Source organism: Amycolatopsis sp. WAC 04182 (assembly GCF_003947465.1).
Taxonomy (GTDB): Bacteria; Actinomycetota; Actinomycetes; order Mycobacteriales; family Pseudonocardiaceae; genus Amycolatopsis.
In genome coordinates this window covers 956,305-977,269 of the sequence record NZ_QHJJ01000003.1, presented here as the reverse complement: position 1 = coordinate 977,269, position 20,965 = coordinate 956,305, and the positions used below count along the sequence as shown (strand labels likewise).

Annotated in this window: 21 protein-coding genes; 14 read left to right on the top strand and 7 right to left on the bottom strand. The window is 68.8% G+C overall.

From position 1 onward, the window contains the following. Position 1: 1 nt before the first annotated feature. Entirely contained in the window at positions 2 to 364 is a 363-nt protein-coding gene (locus DMH01_RS18295; protein ID WP_125678282.1) for a nuclear transport factor 2 family protein, read from the bottom strand. Positions 365 to 478: 114 nt separating this feature from the next. On the opposite strand from DMH01_RS18295, the gene DMH01_RS18290 reads away from it, so the two are divergent. Beyond that, positions 479 to 1,297 carry a helix-turn-helix domain-containing protein gene (locus DMH01_RS18290; RefSeq protein ID WP_199745525.1) on the top strand — a complete coding sequence of 273 codons (819 nt, stop codon included), beginning with the start codon at positions 479 to 481 and terminating at the stop codon, positions 1,295 to 1,297. Positions 1,298 to 1,345: 48 nt separating this feature from the next. After that, positions 1,346 to 2,170 (top strand): aldo/keto reductase, encoded by an 825-nt coding sequence (locus DMH01_RS18285; RefSeq protein ID WP_125678280.1) that lies wholly within the window; start codon positions 1,346 to 1,348, stop codon positions 2,168 to 2,170. A gap of 348 nt (positions 2,171 to 2,518) precedes the next feature. Here DMH01_RS18285 and DMH01_RS18280 read toward each other — a convergent pair whose 3' ends face one another. The 5 genes from DMH01_RS18280 to DMH01_RS18260 all read right to left on the bottom strand — a co-directional run bounded on the left by DMH01_RS18280 (position 2,519) and on the right by DMH01_RS18260 (position 7,348). Continuing rightward, the gene (locus tag DMH01_RS18280) at positions 2,519 to 3,205 is read right to left on the bottom strand and encodes a hypothetical protein (protein ID WP_233621582.1); all 687 of its coding nucleotides are present in this window, start codon (positions 3,203 to 3,205) and stop codon (positions 2,519 to 2,521) included. Between the two features lie 93 nt (positions 3,206 to 3,298). Then, a complete protein-coding gene (locus tag DMH01_RS18275) occupies positions 3,299 to 4,210 on the bottom strand; it encodes a 3-methyladenine DNA glycosylase (protein ID WP_125678278.1) in 912 nt (303 codons plus the stop codon). Beyond that, positions 4,207 to 5,250, bottom strand: a complete 1,044-nt coding sequence (locus tag DMH01_RS18270) for a hemolysin family protein (protein ID WP_125678276.1) — start codon at positions 5,248 to 5,250, stop codon at positions 4,207 to 4,209. The genes DMH01_RS18275 and DMH01_RS18270 overlap by 4 nt, the downstream gene beginning before the upstream one ends. After that, a complete protein-coding gene (locus DMH01_RS18265; protein WP_125678274.1) occupies positions 5,247 to 6,593 on the bottom strand; it encodes a hemolysin family protein in 1,347 nt (448 codons plus the stop codon). Before DMH01_RS18265 ends, DMH01_RS18270 begins: the two co-directional genes overlap by 4 nt. Before the next feature lie 158 nt (positions 6,594 to 6,751). Next, positions 6,752 to 7,348, bottom strand: a complete 597-nt coding sequence (locus DMH01_RS18260; protein ID WP_125678272.1) for a TetR/AcrR family transcriptional regulator — start codon at positions 7,346 to 7,348, stop codon at positions 6,752 to 6,754. 202 nt (positions 7,349 to 7,550) lie between these two features. Between DMH01_RS18260 and DMH01_RS18255 the strand changes: the two genes are divergently transcribed. The 5 genes from DMH01_RS18255 (at position 7,551) to pip (ending at position 11,768) form a co-directional block, all read left to right on the top strand. Continuing rightward, entirely contained in the window at positions 7,551 to 7,946 is a 396-nt protein-coding gene (locus DMH01_RS18255) for a hypothetical protein (RefSeq protein WP_125678270.1), read from the top strand. A gap of 2 nt (positions 7,947 to 7,948) precedes the next feature. Beyond that, the gene (locus DMH01_RS18250) at positions 7,949 to 8,575 is read left to right on the top strand and encodes a DUF3558 domain-containing protein (protein WP_125678268.1); all 627 of its coding nucleotides are present in this window, start codon (positions 7,949 to 7,951) and stop codon (positions 8,573 to 8,575) included. Then, the gene (locus tag DMH01_RS18245; RefSeq protein WP_125678266.1) at positions 8,572 to 9,915 is read left to right on the top strand and encodes a hypothetical protein; all 1,344 of its coding nucleotides are present in this window, start codon (positions 8,572 to 8,574) and stop codon (positions 9,913 to 9,915) included. The genes DMH01_RS18250 and DMH01_RS18245 overlap by 4 nt, the downstream gene beginning before the upstream one ends. Before the next feature lie 24 nt (positions 9,916 to 9,939). Then, entirely contained in the window at positions 9,940 to 10,671 is a 732-nt protein-coding gene (locus DMH01_RS18240) for an ESX secretion-associated protein EspG (protein ID WP_125678810.1), read from the top strand. A gap of 191 nt (positions 10,672 to 10,862) precedes the next feature. After that, the gene (pip, locus tag DMH01_RS18235; RefSeq protein WP_233621614.1) at positions 10,863 to 11,768 is read left to right on the top strand and encodes a prolyl aminopeptidase; all 906 of its coding nucleotides are present in this window, start codon (positions 10,863 to 10,865) and stop codon (positions 11,766 to 11,768) included. Between the two features lie 58 nt (positions 11,769 to 11,826). Here pip and DMH01_RS18230 read toward each other — a convergent pair whose 3' ends face one another. Continuing rightward, the gene (locus DMH01_RS18230; protein WP_125678262.1) at positions 11,827 to 13,017 is read right to left on the bottom strand and encodes a Glu/Leu/Phe/Val dehydrogenase dimerization domain-containing protein; all 1,191 of its coding nucleotides are present in this window, start codon (positions 13,015 to 13,017) and stop codon (positions 11,827 to 11,829) included. 161 nt (positions 13,018 to 13,178) lie between these two features. Here DMH01_RS18230 and DMH01_RS18225 point away from each other — a divergent pair, with 161 nt between their 5' ends. The 7 genes from DMH01_RS18225 (at position 13,179) to DMH01_RS18195 (ending at position 20,818) form a co-directional block, all read left to right on the top strand. Then, on the top strand, positions 13,179 to 14,102 hold the full coding sequence (locus DMH01_RS18225; RefSeq protein WP_125678260.1) for a LysR family transcriptional regulator: 924 nt from the start codon (positions 13,179 to 13,181) through the stop codon (positions 14,100 to 14,102). 130 nt (positions 14,103 to 14,232) lie between these two features. Further along, a complete protein-coding gene (locus tag DMH01_RS18220) occupies positions 14,233 to 15,495 on the top strand; it encodes a glutamate-cysteine ligase family protein (RefSeq protein ID WP_125678258.1) in 1,263 nt (420 codons plus the stop codon). After that, on the top strand, positions 15,492 to 16,841 hold the full coding sequence (gene egtB, locus DMH01_RS18215) for an ergothioneine biosynthesis protein EgtB (protein WP_125678256.1): 1,350 nt from the start codon (positions 15,492 to 15,494) through the stop codon (positions 16,839 to 16,841). The genes DMH01_RS18220 and egtB overlap by 4 nt, the downstream gene beginning before the upstream one ends. Before the next feature lie 5 nt (positions 16,842 to 16,846). After that, the gene (gene egtC, locus DMH01_RS18210) at positions 16,847 to 17,611 is read left to right on the top strand and encodes an ergothioneine biosynthesis protein EgtC (protein ID WP_125678253.1); all 765 of its coding nucleotides are present in this window, start codon (positions 16,847 to 16,849) and stop codon (positions 17,609 to 17,611) included. After that, positions 17,608 to 18,585 (top strand): L-histidine N(alpha)-methyltransferase, encoded by a 978-nt coding sequence (egtD, locus tag DMH01_RS18205; protein ID WP_125678251.1) that lies wholly within the window; start codon positions 17,608 to 17,610, stop codon positions 18,583 to 18,585. Before egtC ends, egtD begins: the two co-directional genes overlap by 4 nt. A gap of 46 nt (positions 18,586 to 18,631) precedes the next feature. Next, on the top strand, positions 18,632 to 19,054 hold the full coding sequence (locus DMH01_RS18200; protein WP_125678809.1) for a nitroreductase family deazaflavin-dependent oxidoreductase: 423 nt from the start codon (positions 18,632 to 18,634) through the stop codon (positions 19,052 to 19,054). Positions 19,055 to 19,210: 156 nt separating this feature from the next. Next, positions 19,211 to 20,818 (top strand): alpha/beta hydrolase, encoded by a 1,608-nt coding sequence (locus DMH01_RS18195; RefSeq protein WP_125678249.1) that lies wholly within the window; start codon positions 19,211 to 19,213, stop codon positions 20,816 to 20,818. The last annotated feature ends 147 nt before the right edge of the window (positions 20,819 to 20,965 follow it).

The window sequence follows — 20,965 nt, the reverse complement described above, 5'->3', positions numbered from 1 at the left end:
ATCAGCCGGGCATCTTGTCGAGAAAGCCCAGCACCTGCTTGATCCGCCCGTCCTCGACGGTGATGACGTCGAAGCCGATCGCCAGCGGCTCCTCCGCGCCCTCCGGGCCGAGGTACCACTGGAAGCGCGCGATGTCGTGGTGCGCGTCGGGGGCGGCAGGCAGGCTGAAGCTCAGACCGGCGAACTGCGCCTGCGCGCCGGCGATAAAGCCGTCGACACCGTCGTGGCCGGTGACCGCGCCGAGCGGGTCGGTGTAGGCGGCGTCCTCGGTGAACACTTCGGCGATGAGCGCGCGGCGCTTGTCCGCGTCGGTCTCGTTCCACACGGCGATGTACTGCTCGGCGACGCGCTGGATGTCCGACATGGTGTCTCCTCGTTTCCTTGGGGGCCAACCGATGCCGTAACTCTGTCGGCTGAAGGTGAGTCCCGTCGATTACGCGGGAGGTAATGGCGGCCCGTCGTCCGTGGCCGTAGGTTCGTGATCGTGACGACCACAGTGACCGCGAGCCGCCCCGTCGGCGAGCTCCTCCGCGAATGGCGCGACCGCCGCCGGATCAGCCAGCTGGATCTCGCCATCTCGGCGGACATCTCCACCCGGCACCTGAGCTTCGTGGAGACCGGCCGGTCCAAGCCCAGCAGGGACATGGTGCTGCGGCTCGGCGAACATCTGGAGGTGCCTTTGCGGGAACGCAATCAGCTGTTGCTGGCGGCGGGGTACGCGCCCGCGTACGCCGAAAGCGGTCTCGGTGCCCCGGAAATGGCGGCGGTCCGCAAGGCGGTCCGGCAGCTGATGACCAGCCACGAGCCGTATCCGGCCGCCGTCGCCGACCGCTGGTGGAACCTGGTCGACGCCAACGCGAGCATCTCGATCATGACCGGCCTGGTCTCGCCGGCCCTGATGACGCCACCGGTCAACGTCCTGCGGGTGACACTGCATCCGGACGGGATGGCGCCGCACGTGCTGAACCTGGGGGAGTGGCGCGCTCATCTGCTCGGCAGGCTGCGGCGGCAGGTGACGCAGACGGCCGACCCGGCGCTGACCGAGCTCCTGGAGGAACTGCTCACCTATCCGTGCGCGGATCCGGTTCCCGAGGTGGAGGTCCCCGGACCAGGTGACATCTTCGTCCCGTTGAAACTGCGGCACGAGGACGCCGAACTCACGTTCTTCAGCACGGTCTCCACCTTCGGGACGCCGCTGGACGTCACGGTCGCCGAATTGGTGATCGAATCCTTCTTCCCCGCCGACGCGGACACGGCGGAGTATCTGCGCGCGTACGCCGCACGCGGGGTGGAATGATGCGGGGCAAGAAGCCCTGCCACAGACTCCAGTGAGGATTCCTCTTCCATGGCCGTGCCTTCCGTCGTCCTGAACAACGAGGTAGCCATCCCCCAACTCGGTTTCGGTGTCTGGCAGGTACCCGCGGGCGACACGGCCAAGGTCGTCCGGACCGCCATCGAGGCCGGGTACCGCAGCATCGACACCGCCGCGTCGTACCGGAACGAAGCCGGTGTCGGCGAGGCGATCCGCTCGGCGGGCGTGCCGCGCGAAGAACTGTTCATCACCACGAAGCTGGCGAATCCGGGCCACGGCTACGACGAGGCGCTCCGCGCGTTCGACGCGAGCCTCGCGGAACTCGGCCTGGACCGCGTGGACCTGTACCTGATCCACTGGCCGACGCCGTCCCGCGGGAAGTACGTCGAAACCTGGCGGGCGCTGGAAAAGCTCTACGCGGACGGCCGGGCGCGCGCCATCGGGGTGTCGAACTTCCACGTCCCGCATCTGCGGCGGCTGTTCGACGAGACCGGGATCGTGCCCGCGGTCAACCAGGTCGAACTGCACCCGCGGTTGCAGCAGAAGGCGCTGCGGGAGTTCCACGCCGAGCACGGCATCGTCACCGAGGCGTGGAGCCCGCTCGCGCAGGGATCGCTGCTCTCGGACCCGACGCTGACCGCCCTCGCCGCCAAATACGGCAAGAGCCCCGCGCAGCTGGTGCTGCGCTGGCATCTGCAGCTCGGCACGGTCGCCATCCCGAAATCCGTGACCCCGTCCCGGATCCGCGAGAACTTGGACGTCTTCGACTTCGAACTGGCCGAAGACGATCTCGCGGCTCTCGCCGAGTTCGACGACGGCACCCGCACCGGCCCGGACCCGGACACCTTCGGCTCTTGAGTGGTCGGTACCTGAACCTTGCTTGCCTCGAGTCCGTGAAGGCGTCTTTGAGGGACCCAGAGTCCCTCAAGGAGGCCTTCACGGACGGGGCTGGGTACCGAAGCCACCCTGACTCCTAACCGTCCTCACCATTCACGAGACCGATGCGACCGCGGCTGCGCGTGGGGCGAATATGGCTGCCCAGAGGTAGTGAAGGCCTCCTTGCCAACCCTCAGGGTAGGCAAGGAGGCCTTCACGGACCGGCCGCAGAGGTTGGGGCCCTAGCGTCCTTACCGCTCACGAGCCCTCGAGATACGGGAAAGGCCCCTTCCCGAGCGGTGAAGGGGCCTTTCCCGTAAGTCCGAGGCCTCAGGTGGCCTTGATACCCGCGGCGGCGAAGTCGGCCTGCTGGGCCGGCTGCTGCAGGTACTGCCGGAACGTCTGCGAGGCGCGCATCTGGACCTCGTCGATGGTCTTGCCGGCGAGCCCGACGAGCGGGTAGTCGGCCGAACGCGCCGTCGCGACCGACTGGGCGGGCGAACCGACCAGTTCGGGCTTGGCGGTGTTCAGCTCGGTCACCCAGTAGGTGGACTCAGGGATCCAGGCGGCGGGGAGGCCGCCGATGGAGTCCAGGTTGGTCCGGCCGACGAGGCCGTCGAGCACGGAAGCGGAGGACAGCGCGTCCACCTGGATGACCACGCAGTGGTCGCGGACCACGGTCGCGGCGTTGTTCCACCGCTCGGCCGCCGTCCGCACGGGCTTTTCGATGCTGGGGGTCACGATGATCCGCATCGGGGTGTCGCCGGCGCTGCACGCCTTGGCCTGGGCTTCGGCGCGGGTGTTGAGCTCACCGTCGGCCCAGTTCCAGCCGAAGACACCGATCGCGACCAGGACCACGAGGACCAGGCAGGCGATCGGCCACTTGGCGATCCGGCGCCGCGGGGCCTTCTTCCCGACGATCCGGTGTGAACCGGTCGCCTCACCGCGACCCTGAGGTCGCTTCGGCGGGTCGAGGGGATGCGGCACCGGCTCCTCGGCCACGCTGTGTCGCCCCATCGTTGTCCTTTCGAAACGTGCGCGCTCGCGCTGCGTATGCAATCAAACCGTTATCACTCTAACAGGGGAGGATGTTACGGGGAATGCGACGACTCACAGTTGTTTTCCGCGTGTCGCGGGCACCTTCTTTAACCCGGCCAGGAGCCGTTGGCAATGCGCTATCAGGTGCTCACGCAGCGGCGCCGCCCGACGGGCGAAAGCGGCCTGCGCGCGGGCGTACTCGGCCCTGCCTTCCGGGCTCTCGATCCGCACGGGCGAGTACCCGAACTCCGTCAGATCGTACGGGCTCGCCCGCATGTCCAGTTCCCGGATGTCCGCCGCCAGCTCAAAGCAGTCCCCGACCAGCTCGGCGGGCACGAACGGATCGAGTTTGTACGCCCACTTGAAGAGATCCATGTTGGCGTGCAGGCAGCCCGGCTGCTCGAACTCGACCTGGTTCTCCCGTGCCGGCCGCAGCGTGTTGCGAGGCCGGGCGGGCTCGGTGAAGAACCTGAACGCGTCGTAGTGCCCGCATCGGATCTCCAGGGACTCGACCACGCCGTCGGTTCCGGCCGAGCCGAGCCGGAGCGGAAGTTGTGAGTGACGAACCTCATCCGCCGATTCCCGGTAAACCATTGCCCATTCGTGAAGGCCGAAACAACTGAGTCTCGGAGAGCGGGACGCGGTCGCGGAAAGCAGTCCGACAACGAATTCCGCGGTTTTGGCCCGGCCCTCGGTGAAGCCCGCCGGATCGAGCATGACGCCCTGCGGCGTCTCCAGGTAGCCCTTCCGCTCCAGGAACCGCCGGGCGGACGCGCCTTCGAGCACGACCCCCGAGCCCGGCTGCCAGCGTTCGAGATGCCCGGGCCGGTGCGAGTAGTAGGTGAAGAGGAAATCGAGCACCGGATGTTTCTCGCCCCGAGAGCGTCGGCGCTGGTGCGGTGTCGTCCAGCGCCGCATCCGCGTGACGTGCTCGTCCTCCCGAGCCCGCCAGACGGGCTCGGGAAGGACGATCGGTCCGGTCACGACATGACGTGGGTGCCGTCGCGGACGGTTCCCACGTATTCCTCGACGAGGTCCTCCAGCGCGACGACGCCGACCGCGGTCCCCGCCGGGCTCAGCGCCCGCGCCAGGTGGCTGCCTTCCTTGCGCATCGCCGACAGCGCCTCGTCGAGCCGGGAGTCGGCGTGCAACTCGGTGAGCGCCCGTGTCTTGTCCGGCGGCACCACGGTGGTCGGGTCCTCGCCCACGAGGTCGAGGATGTCCTTGACGTGGATGTAGCCGGTCAGCGTCCCGTCGTCGGTGCACACCGGGAAGCGGGAGAACCCGGTCGAGGAAACCGCGCGCTCGACGTCGCCCAACGTGGGCGAGCAGGGCAGCGTGGTCAGCTGAGCCGTCGGGACCAGCACGTCGGCCACCGTCTTCTCCACCGAGGACAGCGTCTTGGTCAGCCGCTGGTGCTCGGAGTGCTCCAGCAGCCCCTCGCGCCGCGACTCACTGAGCAGTTCCGCGAGTTCGTCGGACGTGTAGGCGGTTTCGAGTTCGTCCTTCGGCTCGACCTTGAACATCCGCAGCAGCGAGTTCGCCACGAAGTTCAGCAGCCAGATGAACGGGTTGGCGAGCTTCACCCACGCCACGTGCACCGGGACCAGCCACAGCGCCAGCCGCTCCGGCTCGGCGATCGCGAGGTTCTTCGGCACCATCTCGCCGATGAGGACGTGCAGGATGGTGATGAACGCCAGCGCGATCGCGAACGAGATCGGGTGCAGCAGGACCTCGGGAATCCCGAACAGCTCGAAGAAACCTGCCAGCTGGTGCGCGACGGCGGGCTCGCCGAGCCGTCCCAGCAGCAACGAGCAGATGGTGATGCCGAGCTGCGCGCCTGCCAGCATCAGCGAGACGTTCTTGCTCGCGTTGATGACGATCCGGGCGCGGGTCTTTCCCTGCTCCAGCAAGGCTTCCAGCCGGTCGCGCCGAGAAGAGATCAGCGCGAACTCGGCACCGACGAAGAACGCGTTGGCCAGCAGCAGGACCACGACGAGGAAGATGTTGAACCAGTCGCTCATCGGGCGGGCTCCTGCTCGGCGGAGGTGGCGGTCTCGCTGACCCGGCGGACTTCGACCTCGGCGATGCGGAGACGGTCCATTTTGGTCACCGTGAGCCGCCAGGCGTCGAGATCGGTGGCGTCGCCGGGGGAGGGGATCCGGCCGAGCCGCTCGAGGATCAGCCCGGCGATGGTCTCGTAGTCGCCGTCGGGCATCCGGAACCCGGTCTCGTCGGTGACCTCGTCGGCGCGAAGCTGTCCCGAAACGAGCCAGTTGTCGGCGCCGACCTGCTGGGAGGACGGTGCTTCCCGCTCGTCGTGCTCGTCGCGGACGTCGCCGATGATCTCCTCGACCACGTCCTCCAGGGTCACCAGCCCCGCGGTGCCCCCGTACTCGTCGACGACGATCGCGAGCTGGAACCGGGAATCACGCAGCCGGTTGAGCAGCGAGTCGCCCGGCAGCGATTCGGGCACCGTCGGGATCGGCCGCATGACCGAACCGATCCGTACCGCGGCGCGCTGGGCGGCCGGGACGGTGAACGCCTGTTTGATGTGCACCGCGCCCTGCACGTCGTCGAGATCCTCGGTGTAGACCGGGAACCGGGAAAAGCCGGTGCGGCGGGAGATCTCGATGAGGTCGGCGATGGTGTCGTCCACGGTCAGCGATTCGAGCTGGACGCGGGGCGTCATCAGCTCGTCGGCCGTCCGCTCGCCGAAGCGCAGCGACTTGTCCAGCAGCTCGGCCGTCGACGTGTCGAGCGTGCCGCTTTCCGCGCTGGACCGCACGATCGAGCCGAGTTCCTGCGGCGACCGGGCCGACCGCAGTTCTTCCTGCGGCTCGACGCCGAACTTGCGGACGAGGAAGTTGGCGCTGTTGTTCATCAGGGTGATGAGCCAGCGGAACAACGACGAGAACCGCGAGTGGTACCCCGCGACGGCGCGCGCGGTCTGCAGCGGCCGGGCGATCGCGAGGTTCTTCGGCATCATTTCGCCGAGGATCATCGACAGCGACGTGGCCACGATCAGCGCGACCGCGAGCGACACCCCGTTCGCCACGCCTTCGGAGAAGCCGACGGCGGTGAACAGCGGGTGGAGCAGGTCACCGATCACCGGTTCCGCGAGATAACCGGTGATCAGGGTGGTGATCGTGATCGCCACCTGCGCGCCGGAGAGCTGGAACGAGAGCGTGCGGTGCGCCTTCTGCACGGTGTGCGCCCGCTTGTCGCCGACCTGGCGGACGTTCGCGTCGACCGTGCTGCGCTCGAGCGCGGTGAGGGAGAACTCGGCGGCGACGGCGAGACCGGTGCCGACGGTCAGCAGGAGGAACAGGAGAATGCCGAGAACGGCGAGCAGGACTTCCATCATTCCCTGCCGTCGGGGTCGGCGGGAAGATCCGCGGAACAGCCGGGTGTGCCACCCGGCTCGATACTGTCACCAGGTGACTGCGCGTCGCGCACGAAAAGAGTCACTCCTCGATCGGAAACCAACAGATACCGCCGCTGTACTGCGACGATGGGACAATCTTAACGCGTTCCCCCGGCCGCGTGGGCCCGGTGCCGCCGCACGCTCTCCTCGACCAGGTCGAGGACGGGACCGAGATCGTCACCCGGCTGGCCCATCGCGAGGTGCGAGACGAGACCTTCGAGAACGAGCTCGAGGTACGCGGTCAGAACGTCGACGTCCACGTCGTCACGCAGGATCCCGGCGTCGCGCTGACGCAGCAGACGGCGGCGGGTCGCGGCGGTCAGCTGGTGGGACCGCTCGGCCCAGCGGGCGCGGAACTCGGGGTCGGTGCGCAGCCGCCGGGAGACCTCCAGTCGCGTGCCGAGCCAGTCGGCGGGATGCTCGCTGCGGTTCGTCAGCAGCTCGCGCATCACCTGGACGAGGCCCTGCTCGGCCACGATGTCGGCCATGCGCACCGCGTCGTCCTCGGCCAAAGCCAGGAAGAGGGACTCCTTGTCCCGGAAATGGTGGAAGATCGCACCACGGGAAAGGCCGGTGGCTTCTTCCAGCCGCCGGACAGTGGCACCCTCGTAGCCATAGCGTGCGAAGCACACGCGGGAGCCGTCGAGGATCTGGCGCCGGCGTGCGTCGAGGTGATCCTGGCTGACCCGTGGCATCCTGGAATCCTGTCACCGGGAACCCGCTTAATGCAATCCGTACGTACGTACTGTGACCAGTTCGCGGGATGTTCCGCCGGTCGGGGAACCGGACGGCTTCGCGACACGTCGGACTACTCGGCCGGATCGGCTGACACGCCGTCCGCCGCTTGGCTACGCTTTGTCCGTCACGGTGCGTGAATGCTGAGGGGAAGGTGCGGGCGTGAACATCATCGGCGACGCCGCGAGCGCGATCAAGGCCGTCTGGGGTGACCTGACCACGAAGGAACCGACCGTTTACGGCGGTGGCGGCGGTGGTGGCGGCGGGTTCGAGATGAGCCCGGAGGAGTTGAAGACGGTCATCGGGCTGTGGCAGGACGAGCTGGACAAGGTCGTAAAAGACGGCGACAAGATCGAGCGGATCATGCAAGACCTGATGCCGCCGGGGCAGGACGAAGCCAGCTCAAGCTATGTGAACTCCGGTATCGACTCCCTGCTGTCCCTGCAGAAGCAGAACGACTCGATGAAGGCCTACATCGAGGGCTACATCGCCAAGCTCGAGGTCGCCCGTTCGAAGACCATGGCGACCGACGCGGCCAACACCATGCGCACGACCTGAGGATGCCGAACGTGTTGAGGAATCGCGTCGCCGCGGCGACGCTCGTGCTCGTTTCCGTCGCGGTCGCCGGTTGCACGGGGGAGACCCCGGGTACGCCGACGCCGACCCCGGGAACGGTGCCGTCGTCGGCTTCGTCGACCGCGCCGGAGGACCCGAACATCCCGAAGGTGGCGAATCCGCTGGACGCCTCGGCGTACGTCGGTGACGCCTGCAAGCTGCTTCCGCCGGCCGCTGCCGCGGAACTGGGGTTCACAGAACCCGGCGAGGCGAGCAACGACACCAGCAACCCCGCTTGCAGCTGGCATATTCGAGGCAAGGCGGACGGTCTCCAGCTCATCCTCGGCAGCGGTAACCGTGAAAAGGGCATGGGCGGTCTTGCCGGTCTGCACAAGGCGAAGAATGCCGGGCAGTTGCGGTTCCTGGAGCCCGGCCCTGACGTCGATGGCTATCCGACCGTCTATTTCGGCCTGCAGGACCGGCGGGCGAGCGGTAACTGCGATCTTGCGGTGGGCGTCGCCGACGATCTGGCGATCAGCACCCTCGCCAAAGGCTTTGACAACGAACAGGATTCGTGTGGGACCGCGCGGAAATTCGCGTCGGCCGTGATCAAGACACTCAAGGGGGCATGAGGGTGGACGGCAAGCAGATCTACGAGAACTTCACTCAGGGCGACACCCGCAACCTGCGTAGCGCGGCCGATCGCGTCGCTGAGCTTTCCGACGCCTATGTCGAGCGCGGGATGGCCATCAAGTCCCTGCAGTCGCGGATGGCGTCGTCCTGGACGGGCTCCGCCGCCGACGCGGCCAACGCCGGTGCCGGCCCGCTCGAGCAGGCCTTCAAGGAGACCGCGGACCCGCTGTTCACCACGAAGGCCTCGGTCACCATGCAGGCCGACAGCTTCGACGACTCCGGGTCGTCGGTCGTGCCCGTGCCGCCGAAGCCGGACAAGCCCAACCCCTGGACCACCGGTCTGAAGGGCGCGATCCCGATCGCCGGGCCGTTCATGGTCAACAACGACATCAAGAACTACCAAGAGGGCGTCGCGAAGCACGAGGCGGCGAACCAGAACAACGTCCGCGTGATGGACCAGTACGACTCGGTCACCAGCAGCACGAGCTCCAGCCTGCCGACCGACTACGGCGTGCTGAAGAACGATGGCGCGAACGTCAGCGTCAAGACCCCCGGCGTCACGCCCCCGGTCGAGCCGCCGCCGTACATCCCGGTGAAGCCCGTCAGGCGGGGCGGGGACGACAACGACGGCACCGACACCAGCGGCACGGACGACAACGGCACCAACCAGAACCAGAACAAGCCGGGCGGCGACCAGAACCAGAACAAGCCGGGCACCAACGAGGACCGTCCGGTGCCGCCGAGGGACAGGCCCGACGGCAACATCACGACGCCGACGCGGAAGCCGCCGGGTACCGGCGACGACGACACCACGCGCCCGACCGGCGGCGGCAAGGGCAGGCCGGGACCGACGACCGAGATCCCCGGCAGGACTCCCGGACGCGGACCCGGTGACTCGGACAACGTCATCGGCCTCCCGAACGGACCCGGCCAGAACTACAACCCCGGCGGTGGCAACGGCCAGAACCCGCCCGGCGGCACCAGCGGGCGCAACGTTCCCGGGCCCAACAGCGCGGCGGGCAGGCTTCTCGGCGGAGAGGGCGGCACCGGTGGCCGCGCGGGTGGTCCCGGCGGGACCGGTTCCGGCGGTATGGGCGCGGGCAGGGGTTCCGGCATGGGCGGGCTCGGCGGCCTGGGTGGCGGAGACCTGGCCGGTGGTCGTGGTGGCGCCGCCGGCCGCGGTGGCGCCGGTGCGATGGGCCCGATGGGGGCAGGCGGCAGGCGCGCCGACGGTGACGAGGACGACGAGCACCAGCGTCCCGACTACTTGATCGAGGCCGACCCCGACGCGATCTTCGGCACCGACCAGCGGACCAGTCCGCCGGTCATCGGCGAGTAACGGATGACCGTGAGAACGGGCCGGGTGGACGTCCCGGTCGAAGCCTTGGCGGTACTCGCCGAACGCGAACGCGTCGGCGACCTGCACATCACGTTGCGTCCCGAACCGCGCTGGCTGTCCAGGACGGCCCGCGCAGAGGCGGACAAGCGGGTGGAAGCGGCGTTGGCGCAAGCCGGGCTGCTGGACTCGAGCGGCCGTGCGTCGGTCGACTTCCTGGACTGGCTTCCGGTGCTCACGAAACCGGCCATCGAGTACTACGGCTGGGTGAACGCCGGGGGCGAGACCTACGGCGTCCTGGCCGCGTCGCTGGGACTGCAGGCGGTGCTGGCCGTGGCGTCCGGTGATTGGGTCGGGCTCCAGGAGATCGATCGGCGGCGGCTGCCGGAAACACTGATCGAACAGTTGCCGCCCGTCCCGGCGGGTGGCGGCAGGCTGCGCACGGTCCGCGCGTACGAGCTCGAAGAGGCGGCCCGGCGCGGCCCGGACACGCATTCGCTGCCGCCGGTGATCGCGGACATCGTGAGCCTCGTGCAGCGGCCGGTCGAGGGGAGCGGCGAGCTCTACGTCGGCAAGCGGGACGAAATCGGCAGGCATGTGGCCGTCGAGGATCCACTCCATTTCGCCGACACGGACTGGGGCCGCTACCTCAGCTACACGACCGGACACGGCAACGACGCGGTGGTCCACATCGGACCCGCCGGGCCGGCCGAGCTGGCCGACGCGCTCCGGCACGTCGCCGGGACCTTGCCAGGCTAGCCACAGCCCAAGTACATGAAGGCCCCCTTCCTTGCGCCAGACGCAAGGAAGGGGGCCTTCATGTACGTAAAGCACGCGCGCCCAGGAACCCGTCCCGGCTATTGTGACAGCGCTGTTGTATTTTTGGCGGGGTCTGGGAGGACGAGAACGTGACACGGCTGTATCCGGAAATCGAACCGTACGACCACGGGATGCTCGACGTCGGCGACGGGCACCTCGTGTACTGGGAGGTCTGCGGGAACCCCGACGGCAAACCCGCCGTCACGCTGCACGGCGGGCCGGGGACGGGGTGCAGCACCGGCCTGCGCCGGTACTTCGACCCGGCCAAGTACCGGGTCGTGCTCTTCGACCAGCGCGGCTGCGGCCGGAGCAGGCCGCACGCGGGCGAGCCCGAGGCCGACCTCTCCGCCAACACCACCGACCATCTGGTCGCCGACATGGAGCGGCTTCGCGAGCATCTGGGCATCGAGAAGTGGCTGCTCTTCGGCGGCTCGTGGGGTTCGGTACTCGCGCTGGTCTACGCCCAGCGGCATCCGGACCGGGTCTCGGAGATGGTCCTGATGGGCTTGGCCACCGGTCGACGGAGCGAGACCGATCTGCTCACCCGCGGCCTCGGCGGTGTCTTCCCCGAGGCGTGGGCGACGTTCCGCGACGGTGTTCCCGAAGCGGACCGCGACGGCGACCTGGCGGCGGCATACCACAAGTTGCTCATGGACCCGGATCCGGCGGTGCACGGGAAGGCGGCTGCCGACTGGTGCGACTGGGAGGACGCGATCATCCCGACTTCCCCGCCGTACAAGAGCTTCGAGACGCCGGAGTTCCGGCTCGCCTTCGCCAGGCTGGTGACGCACTACTGGAGCCAGGGGTCCTTTTTGGACGACGGCGTGGTCCTGCGCGAGGCCGGGAAGCTGGCCCACATCCCGGCCGTGCTCGCGGAAGGAAGCCTCGACCTGAGCAACCTCATCGGCACCCCGTGGGAACTGGCCCACGCGTGGCCCGGGAGCGAACTGGTGATCATCGACGAGGTCGGCCACAGCACCCAGGACGAGCCGATGCGCGAAGTCCTCATCGGCGCGACGGACCGCTTCGCCTCCTGAGCCGAGGCCCCCTTGCCCTCGGTTCAGCCGAGAGCAAGGGGGGCCTTCACGCGCATTGTCAGGGGATGACCAGGGCGGGGGCGGCTTCAGGTGCGGTGGCGGCGTCCGAACGGGTGGTTTCGGCGAGCCGCAGCCCGGTGGTGCGCGGAGAGATCCGGTCGAGGTTCCACGAACTCAGCAGCAGCGCCACCTTCGCCCGCATCTCGGTCCGCAGGCGCAGGAACGAATCGGCCGGATCGGCGCCGACCTCGCCGAGCAGAAGCCACCAGGCCCAGGCGGCCGCGCCCGCGTTGGCGACGAAGTCCGGGATCACCGGGATGCCACGAGCGGCCAGTCCGGCTTCGGCGTCGGGAGTGGTCGCCGCGTTGGCGGCTTCGATGACGACCTTCGCCTTGACCGAGCCCTGGTTCCCGGCGCGCAGCGCGTAGGAGATCGCCGCCGGGACGAGGATGTCGGCGTCCGTCGCCACGATCTCGTCGCGCGGGAGCAGCCGGACGTCGGCGGGAAGCCGGCTACGGTCGATCTCGCCGTAGGAGTCCCGCAGCTCCAGCAGCGCCGGGATGTCGAGACCTTCGGGCCGGTACAAGGTCCCGGCCGCGTCGGCGACCGCGACGACCTTCATACCGGCTTCGTGCAGGTACCAGGCGGCGCCGCCGCCCATGGTGCCGATGCCTTGGACGGCGACAGTGGTCTTCTCGACCGCCCATTCCCAGGCGTCGGCGACACCGAGGCAGGCCTGCGCGACGCCGTAGCCGCCGATCACGTCGCCGAGCAGGAGCCCGCCGGGGACGGGGGTGCTCAATCCGGCCTGCACGCGGCGAAGGGTGCGCGCCGGGTCGCCCGAACGGCGGATCGCCGCGTGGTACGACTGCTCGAGCCCGAGCTTCGCGAACACCTCGTCGATCAGGTGCTGGGGCACGCCGAGGTCTTCGGCGGTCACCCAGTGGTTGTCGATCCACGGGCGCAGGAACGCGCAGAACCGTTCCAGCACACCGAAAGCGCGCTCGTCCTTCGGATCGAAGTCGATGCCGCCCTTGGCCCCGCCGACCGGCAGGCCGAAGGTCGCGGTCTTGTTCGCCATCCCCCTCGCCAGGTCCTCGACCTCCGACATCGTGCAGCCGGCGCGCATCCGGGTCCCGCCGGTCGCGATACCGGAGACCAGGCTGTGCACGACGAGGTAGCCGGTGGCACCGGTGACGGGGTCTGTCCAGATCAGCCTCATCAGCGGTTCGGCGTTCCTCGCGGCCATGCGGCCACCTCCTTCGGGATTCGGGGTCGTCCTGCGGCACTTCCGAGGGTGCGCCCTGCCGGGCACGGGCGTCCATTTACCGAATCTGAACGATGTCGTGCAGAGAAACTGGTGTAACGCGTCATCCGGCGTCCGCGACCGCGCCCGTTTACGTTGGGGTCATGGAGCTTTCGTTGCACCGCCTGAGGATGCTCCGCGAGTTGAGCCGGCGCGGCACCGTCACGGCGGCCGCCGCTTCGCTGCATTACACCGCTTCGGCGGTATCGCAGCAGCTGGCGCAACTGGAGCGGGACGTGGGCGCGAAGCTGTTCGAACGCTTCGGCAGGCGGGTGCAGCTGACCGAACTGGGGCTGTTGCTCACCGAACACGCCGAGGAGATCCTGGGGTCCGTCGAGCGGGCGACACTGGCCTTGGAGGAGGCGCAGGAGACCGTTTCGGTCCGGCTCATGGCGGGGGTGTGGGCGTCGGTCGCCTCGGGACTGCTTCCGCACGCGCTGGCCGCGCTGGCGGGTGAACATCCGGGGATCCAGGTCCGCACCCGTGAGCTCGCGCCCGAGGACACCGCCGACGCCGTCCGGGACGGCGAACTGGATCTGTCGTTCGTGATCGACTACTCCGACGCGCCGATGCCGTGGGACGCCGGTCTGGAACGCGCGGTGATCGCGGTCGAGCGGCTGCACGCCGCGGTGCCCGCAGGCGCCGTCCCCGCGGGGAGCGCGTCGCTGCTCGAACTGGCCGAGCACCCGTGGATCCTCGCCAGCCCGAAGAGCCACTTCGGCCGCGCGGTGCGCACGGCGTGTCACCGCCACGGGTTCGAGCCGAAGATCAACCACGAGGTCGAGGAGCAATCGACGGCGATGGCGATGGTCCGGGCCGGGCTCGGGGTAACCCTCGTTTCGGATCTCGGGCTCGGCCTCCGGCCGCCCGGGATCGACGTCGTCGCGTTGACCACACCGTTGCTCCGGACGGTTTCGATCGCCTATCGGACGACCTCGTCACGGCGGCCGGCGCTGCAGCTGGTGATCGAGGCGGTCCGCAACGCGGCCGCCTCGCTGGGGCTGGGGACGGAGCCCGCTTTGCCCTGAATCGTCCGGTCCTAAGAGGTGGTCGGGGGATCCTGCCCCGCAAGAACCGGCCTGAATTTGTCGGACCCCGCGTGTAGCGTCCGAAGTCAAGGTATCTCAGTTATCGGACAACCGACTGGACGGCGGAAAGATGACTACTGTTCATGATTTCCCCGAGAAGTCCGGGAGCGCGTCGAACGCGACGGCGAAGGTCCTCTCGGACCGCGCCGAGGGCGAGGCGTATGTGGCTTCCGTGTGCTTCAAGCACGGGCCACCGAGACTCCTCGGCGTAGAGCTGGAATTCACCGTGCACTACGCCGACGAGCCCGCCCGGCCTCTCGATCCCGACGATCTCGCCACCGCGCTCGGCCCGCACACGCCGCGGACCCTGCGCCCCGACAGCCCCGCCCTCCCGCTTCCGGCAGGTTCACCGTTGAGCCTCGAGCCCGGATGTCAGGTGGAGATCTCCGCTCAACCACAGACCACGCTGCGCCACCTGGACGCCGTCGTCTCGGCCGATCTGGCCCACCTCGAAAATCTTCTCGCCGCACAAGGCCTGTACCTGGGGGACTCCGGGATAGACCGGTATCGCGCCCCCGCCCGAAAACTGGGCACACCGCGCTACGCCGCGATGGAACGCCGCTTCGCCCCCATGGGCTCCGGGGGCGCGACGATGATGTGCAGCACCGCCGGCCTGCAGGTCTGTGTGGACACCGGTGAGGCGGGCGACCTGGCCGACCGCTGGGCGGCCGTCCACGCGCTCGGTCCGCCCCTGCTGGCCACCTTCGCCAACTCCCGGGTCCACGCCGGACGCGACACCGGCCACGCGTCCGCGCGCTGGCTGGCCGTGATGGAAACGGAACGGGCCCGCACCCGGTCGGCGGAACCGGGCGAGGATCCGGCGGGGGAGTGGGCGCGCAGGATCCTGGACACGCCGTTGATGGTCCTTCCCGGCCTTGACGGCCGCTGGGACGCGCCCGATTCCCTGACCTTCGCCGACTGGATCGACGGGCGGGGCGAGGGCGCCGGGCTCGACAGGCCGACCGAGGAAGACCTGGCCTATCACCTGACGACGTTCTTCACCCCGGTCCGTCCACAGGGGTATCTGGAGATCCGGTATCTGGACGCCCAGCCCGCCGCCAAGTGGCTGCATCCGGTGGCCCTGCTGGCCGCACTGCTCGCACGACCGTCCACAGTGGACAAGGTGCTCGAACTGTGCGAACCGGTCACGGGTGGCTGGGAGCGCGCGGCCCGGTGCGGCCTGGCCGACCCGGCGATCGCCACCGTCGCGAGCAAGGTGGTGGACCTCGGCTGTGCCGAACTCGGCACCACGGGTCTGCCGCCGGAGACCATCACGGAGATCAGCGAGGGCGTGCAGTCCCTCGTGCACGGTTCGAGGAGCCACCAGTCATGAGCGTGGAAAGCACCGAGACCAACCCGCTTCGCGCGCTGAGCCCGCAAGACCTGCGGGCGCACGCGGCCGAGGCGCTCACCAGGGCCCGCGAGCGCAGTGTCGCGCTGACGGACGTGGACGACGAAGACCTGGTCCGCCAGCATTCGAAACTGATGTCGCCGCTGGTCTGGGACCTCGCGCACATCGGCAGCCAGGAAGAGCTCTGGCTGGTGCGGGACGTGGGCGGCCGTGAGGCACTCCGGCCCGACATCGACGACATCTACGACGCCTTCCAGCACGCCCGCGCGGATCGTCCGGCGCTTCCGCTGCTGGGCCCGGAGGAAGCGCGCAAGTATGTCCGCGAGGTCAGGGAGAAATCCTTCGACATCCTGGAAAGCGTTCCGCTGCAAGGCAGGCGGCTCACCGAAGACGCCTTCGCCTTCGGCATGATCACCCAGCACGAGCAGCAGCACGACGAGACGATGCTGGCCACCCATCAGCTCCGCAAGGGCGATCCGGTGCTGCACGCGCCCGCGCCGCCGCCGTCGCGGTCCGGGCCGCTGCCCGCGGAGGTGTTCGTACCCGGCGGCGTCTTCACCATGGGCACTTCCGCCGAGCCGTGGGCGCTGGACAACGAGCGTCCGGCGCACGAGGTCGCGGTGGAGGCGTTCTTCATCGACACCGCACCGGTCACCTGCGGGGCGTACGCGCAGTTCCTCGACTCCGGGGGTTACGAGGACTCGAAGTGGTGGAGCGAGCGCGGCTGGGCGTACCGGAGCGAGCACGGCATCAAGGCGCCGCGCTTCTGGAAGCGGGAGCAGGACGGCTGGTGGCGGACGCGGTTCGGCGTCTACGAGAAGGTGCCCGCCGCGGAACCCGTCGTCCACGTTTCCTTCCACGAGGCGGAGGCGTACGCCGCCTGGGCCGGCCGTCGCCTGCCGACGGAACCGGAGTGGGAGAAGGCCGCCCGGTTCGACCCGGCCACCGGCCGGTCACGCCGGTTCCCCTGGGGCGACGAGGAACCCACTCCCGACCACGCGAACCTCGGGCAGCGGCACCTGCGGCCCGCGGAGGTCGGCGCGTACCCGGCGGGTGCCTCGCCGCTGGGCGTGCACCAGCTGATAGGCGACGTGTGGGAGTGGACCAGCAGCGGCTTCGAAGCGTACCCGGGATTCTCCGCGTTCCCCTACAAGGAGTACTCGGAGGTGTTCTTCGGCGGGGACTACCGGATCCTGCGCGGTGGCTCGTTCGGGACGGACGCGGCGGCCATCCGCGGCACGTTCCGCAACTGGGATCACCCGATCCGGCGGCAGATCTTTTCCGGGTTCCGCTGTGCCCGGGACGCGCGGCCGAGCGAGGTGGCCTGAGGGGCATGTGCCGTCACCTCGCGTATCTCGGCGAGCCGCGCTCGCCCGCCGAGACGCTCTTTCACGCCCCTCATTCGCTGCTGGCGCAGTCCTATGCCCCCCGTGACATGCGGGGCGGTGGTTCGGTCAACGCGGACGGGTACGGCCTCGGCTGGTACGCCGAAGGCTCCGAACCGTTGCGGCTGCGCCGATCGGCTCCCTTGTGGACGGACGGGGATCTGCCCGCCCTGGCCGGATCGGTCCGCTCGCACGCTTTCATGGCCGCGGTCCGGAACGGCACGACGGCGATGCCGGTCGTCGAGGCGGCGAACGCGCCGTTCACCGGCGGCGGTTATCTCTTCAGCCACAACGGGCTGGTGCGGGGCTGGCCGGACTCGATGGCCGAGCTCGCCGCGAAACTGCCGATCACCCGGCTGCTGACGTTGGAGGCGACCACGGATTCGGTACTGCTGTGGGCATTGCTGAGTGAGCGGCTGGAAGCGGGCGAAGACCCGCTCGCGGCCGTCACGTGGCTGACCGGAGCGGTCGAGGAGGCGGGCCCGGGTTCGCGGCTCAATCTCCTGCTGACCGACGGGCGGACGCTCATCGGTACCGCGTGGACGCATTCCCTGTCCTATCGGGACACCGGAGGCGGTGTGCTCGTCGCGTCGGAACCGTGCGACGACGATCCCGGCTGGACTCCCGTTCCCGACCGCCACGCCGTCCGGGTCACCGGTGCGGGCGTGGAAATCCTTCCCCTCGAAGCCGATCGGAGCCCTGAGGCACGATGACCGAAGTCGACCTCGACGTACACCACAGCGAATCGGATATCACCGAGCAGCTGCGCGCGGACGTCCGCGCCGGCCTGGAGGCGGACCAGAAGTGGCTGTCGCCCAAGTGGTTCTACGACGCGCGCGGCAGCGAACTGTTCGAGAAGATCACCGCGCTCCCCGAGTACTACCCGACCCGGAGCGAGCGGGAGGTGCTCGCCGCGCGCGGTGGCGAGATAGCCGGGAGTTCGGGCGCGCACACCCTCGTCGAACTCGGTTCCGGATCGAGTGAAAAGACGAGGCTCCTCCTCGACGCGCTCACGAGCCACGGCACGTTGAAGGAGTTCGTCCCGCTCGACGTCTCCGAAACCGCGCTCGCCGAAGCCGCGGAAGCCATCACGGCCGACTACCCGTCCCTTGAGGTCCGGGGCGTGGTCGGTGACTTCACCAGGCATCTCGACCTGCTGCCAGGCGACCGTCCGCGGCTGGTCGTCTTCCTCGGCGGCACGATCGGCAATTTCCTCCCCGCCGACCGCGCCACCTTCCTGCGCTCGGTCCGCGAAGTGCTCGACGAGGGGGAGTGGTTCCTGCTCGGGACAGACCTGGTGAAGGACCGGGAAACCCTGGAACGCGCCTATGACGACGCGGCCGGGGTCACCGCCGAGTTCAACCGCAACGTGCTCCACGTGATCAACAACGGTCTCGGCGCGAACTTCGACCCGGCCGCGTTCGACCACGTCTCGTATTGGGACGAGGAGAACGAATGGATCGAAATGCGCCTGCGCGCCCGCGAACCGCAGACCGTCGACATCCCGGGCGCCGACCTTCAGGTGAAGTTCGCCGAGGGCGAATACGTGCGCACCGAGATCTCCGCGAAGTTCCGGCGGGAGGGAATCGCCGCGGAACTGGCCGCCGCCGGTTTCGCGGTGGAGAAATGGTGGACGGACTCGGAATCGCGGTTCGGGGTGAGCCTGGCAAGATCTGTCCGTGACTAACCCTCTCACGTCGCTCGCCCGCGCGCTCGGCACCAAACCGTGGCTGATGGGGCTCGCCGGCGGGATCATCTGGGTGGACAAGAGACTCCACCGGCTGTTCAAGGGGAAGGTGAGCCTGGTCGCGCTGGCCGGGCTCCCTTCCCTGCGGCTGACCACGACCGGCCGCAAGAGCGGCCTGCCCCGCAGTACCAATCTCCTGTACTTCCCGCACGGTGAGGACTTCGTGCTCGTCGGCTCCAATTGGGGGAGGCCGAACGATCCCGCGTGGACACACAACCTGAGGTCGAATCCCGACGCGGTCGTCGCGCTGGCGGGTAAGGAGATCCCGGTCAGGGCCAGGGAACTGCGCGGAGACGAGTACGAAGCGATGTGGAAACTGCTGCTGGAGTTCTGGCCCGGTTACTCCATGGAGGAGCAAGCCGCTCGCCGTGTGTTACCGATTTTCGAGTTGAAGACAACCACTCGATAGGTTCGTACCATCCTTTCGGCCGGTGACTGGGTTACCGGCCTGTGCGAGGCTCCTTGGGTGTTACGCGCCGTGACGTCGACGGCGCGACGAGCGACGTGGCCCATCACGTCGCCAGCCGAGGGAGGAGTCGTTTTGCCGAGATCCACAAGGAGGCCGGTGCGCGGTTTCGCACTGGTAGGGGCACTCGTGGCCGGCGCCGCGCTGACCGGTGCCTCCGGGACGGCGGTCGCCGCCCAGGAGGCCGGGACGCCCGCCGCCCAGGTCGGCGCGACGGCGCCGGTGACCTGGGGTGCCTGCACGGCGGACCAGATCCGCGGTGTTCCCGCCGACCAGGCCAAGTTCTACAGCTGTGCGCGGTACCGCGTGCCGATCGACCACGACAACGCGGCGCTCGGCACCATCGACATCGCGATGCTGAAGCGGGCGGCGAAGACGCCCGACAAGAAGGTCGGCTCGCTGTTCCTCAACCCGGGCGGTCCCGGCGGTTCCGGGTTCCGGATGCCGATCGGCGCGGCGAACTACTTCCAGCCGCAGGTGCTGGACCGGTTCGACCTGATCGGGTTCGACCCGCGCGGGGTCGGAGCCAGCAACCCGCTCAAATGCTTCACCACGCAGGAAGACGCGGACGACGTCTTCTCCGCGCAGGTCCCCGTGCCGCTGACCCGGCAGGAGATCTCCGGGACGCTGGCCTCGTACCGCGACTACGGCCAGTTCTGCAAGAACAACGCGGGCGCGCTGCTGAACCACATGTCCACCAAGGACGTCGTGCGTGACCTCGACAAGATGCGGGCGGCCGTCGGCGACCAGAAGCTGACCTTCGTCGGCTTCTCGTACGGGACCCTGATCGGGTCGACGTACACGTCGATGTTCCCGAAGCAGAGCCGGGCGATCGTCATCGACGGCAACGTCGATCCGGCACTGCGCACCAGCGACGGTGTGCAGTACGACCGCGAGCGCGCTCGCGGGTTCGAGATCGCGCTGGACGCCTTCCTGCGCAAGTGCGCGCAGGTGGGGCCGAAGTGCTCCTTCAGCCCGGGCACGCCGCGGGAGAAGTTCGACGAGATCCGCGACCACCTGCGCCGGCAGCCGATCAAGCTGCCGGACGGGAGCAGTTACGACATCAACGCGTTCACCAGCACGGTGGCCGGGGTGCTGTACTCGCCGACGTCGTTCCCGCCGCTGGCCGACGACCTGCAGGCGCTGTACAACATCGTCCACCCGCCCGCGGCGCAGACACAGACGGCGCAGGCCGTCGAGCTGAAGGTGCTGCGGTCGGGGGCGAACGGGCGCGCGGACGTGAACCCGGACAGCCCGTACACCGGCGACGACTCCTACTTCGCCGTGAACTGCTCGGACAAGAAGATCACGATCAAGCAGGAGAAGGTCCCGGAGATCGCCGCCAAGTGGGAGAAGGAATCGCCCACTTTCGGTCGCTACCAGGCGTTCTCGGACGTGGCGGGCTGCCCGGTGTGGCCGGCGAAGAAGCCGGACGTCTACCGCGGCCCGTGGCAGGCCAAGACCGACACCCCGGTCCTGGTCGTCGGCAACTACTACGACCCGGCGACCCAGTACCTGTTCTCGAAGCGGATGGCCGACCAGCTGGGCAACGCCCGGTTGCTCTCGGTCGACGCGTTCGGGCACTGCATCCTCGGCGACTCGCTCGGGGTGGACAAGGTGACGGCCGACTACCTGATCGATCTGAAGGTCCCGGCCAACGGCCAGGTGTTCCAGCCGAACGTCCAGCCGTTCGAAACCACTGCCTGATCCAGGCGAACGACCACGAAGGCCACCGTCTCGGCGGTGGCCTTCGTGGCGTTCGGGGACCGGTCCCCAGCGCCCGGCCCTAGGGTTCCGGACGGGGAGGGCCGGAGAGGCCGGACGACTGCTCGTCCAGGCCATCCGGGTGGGTAA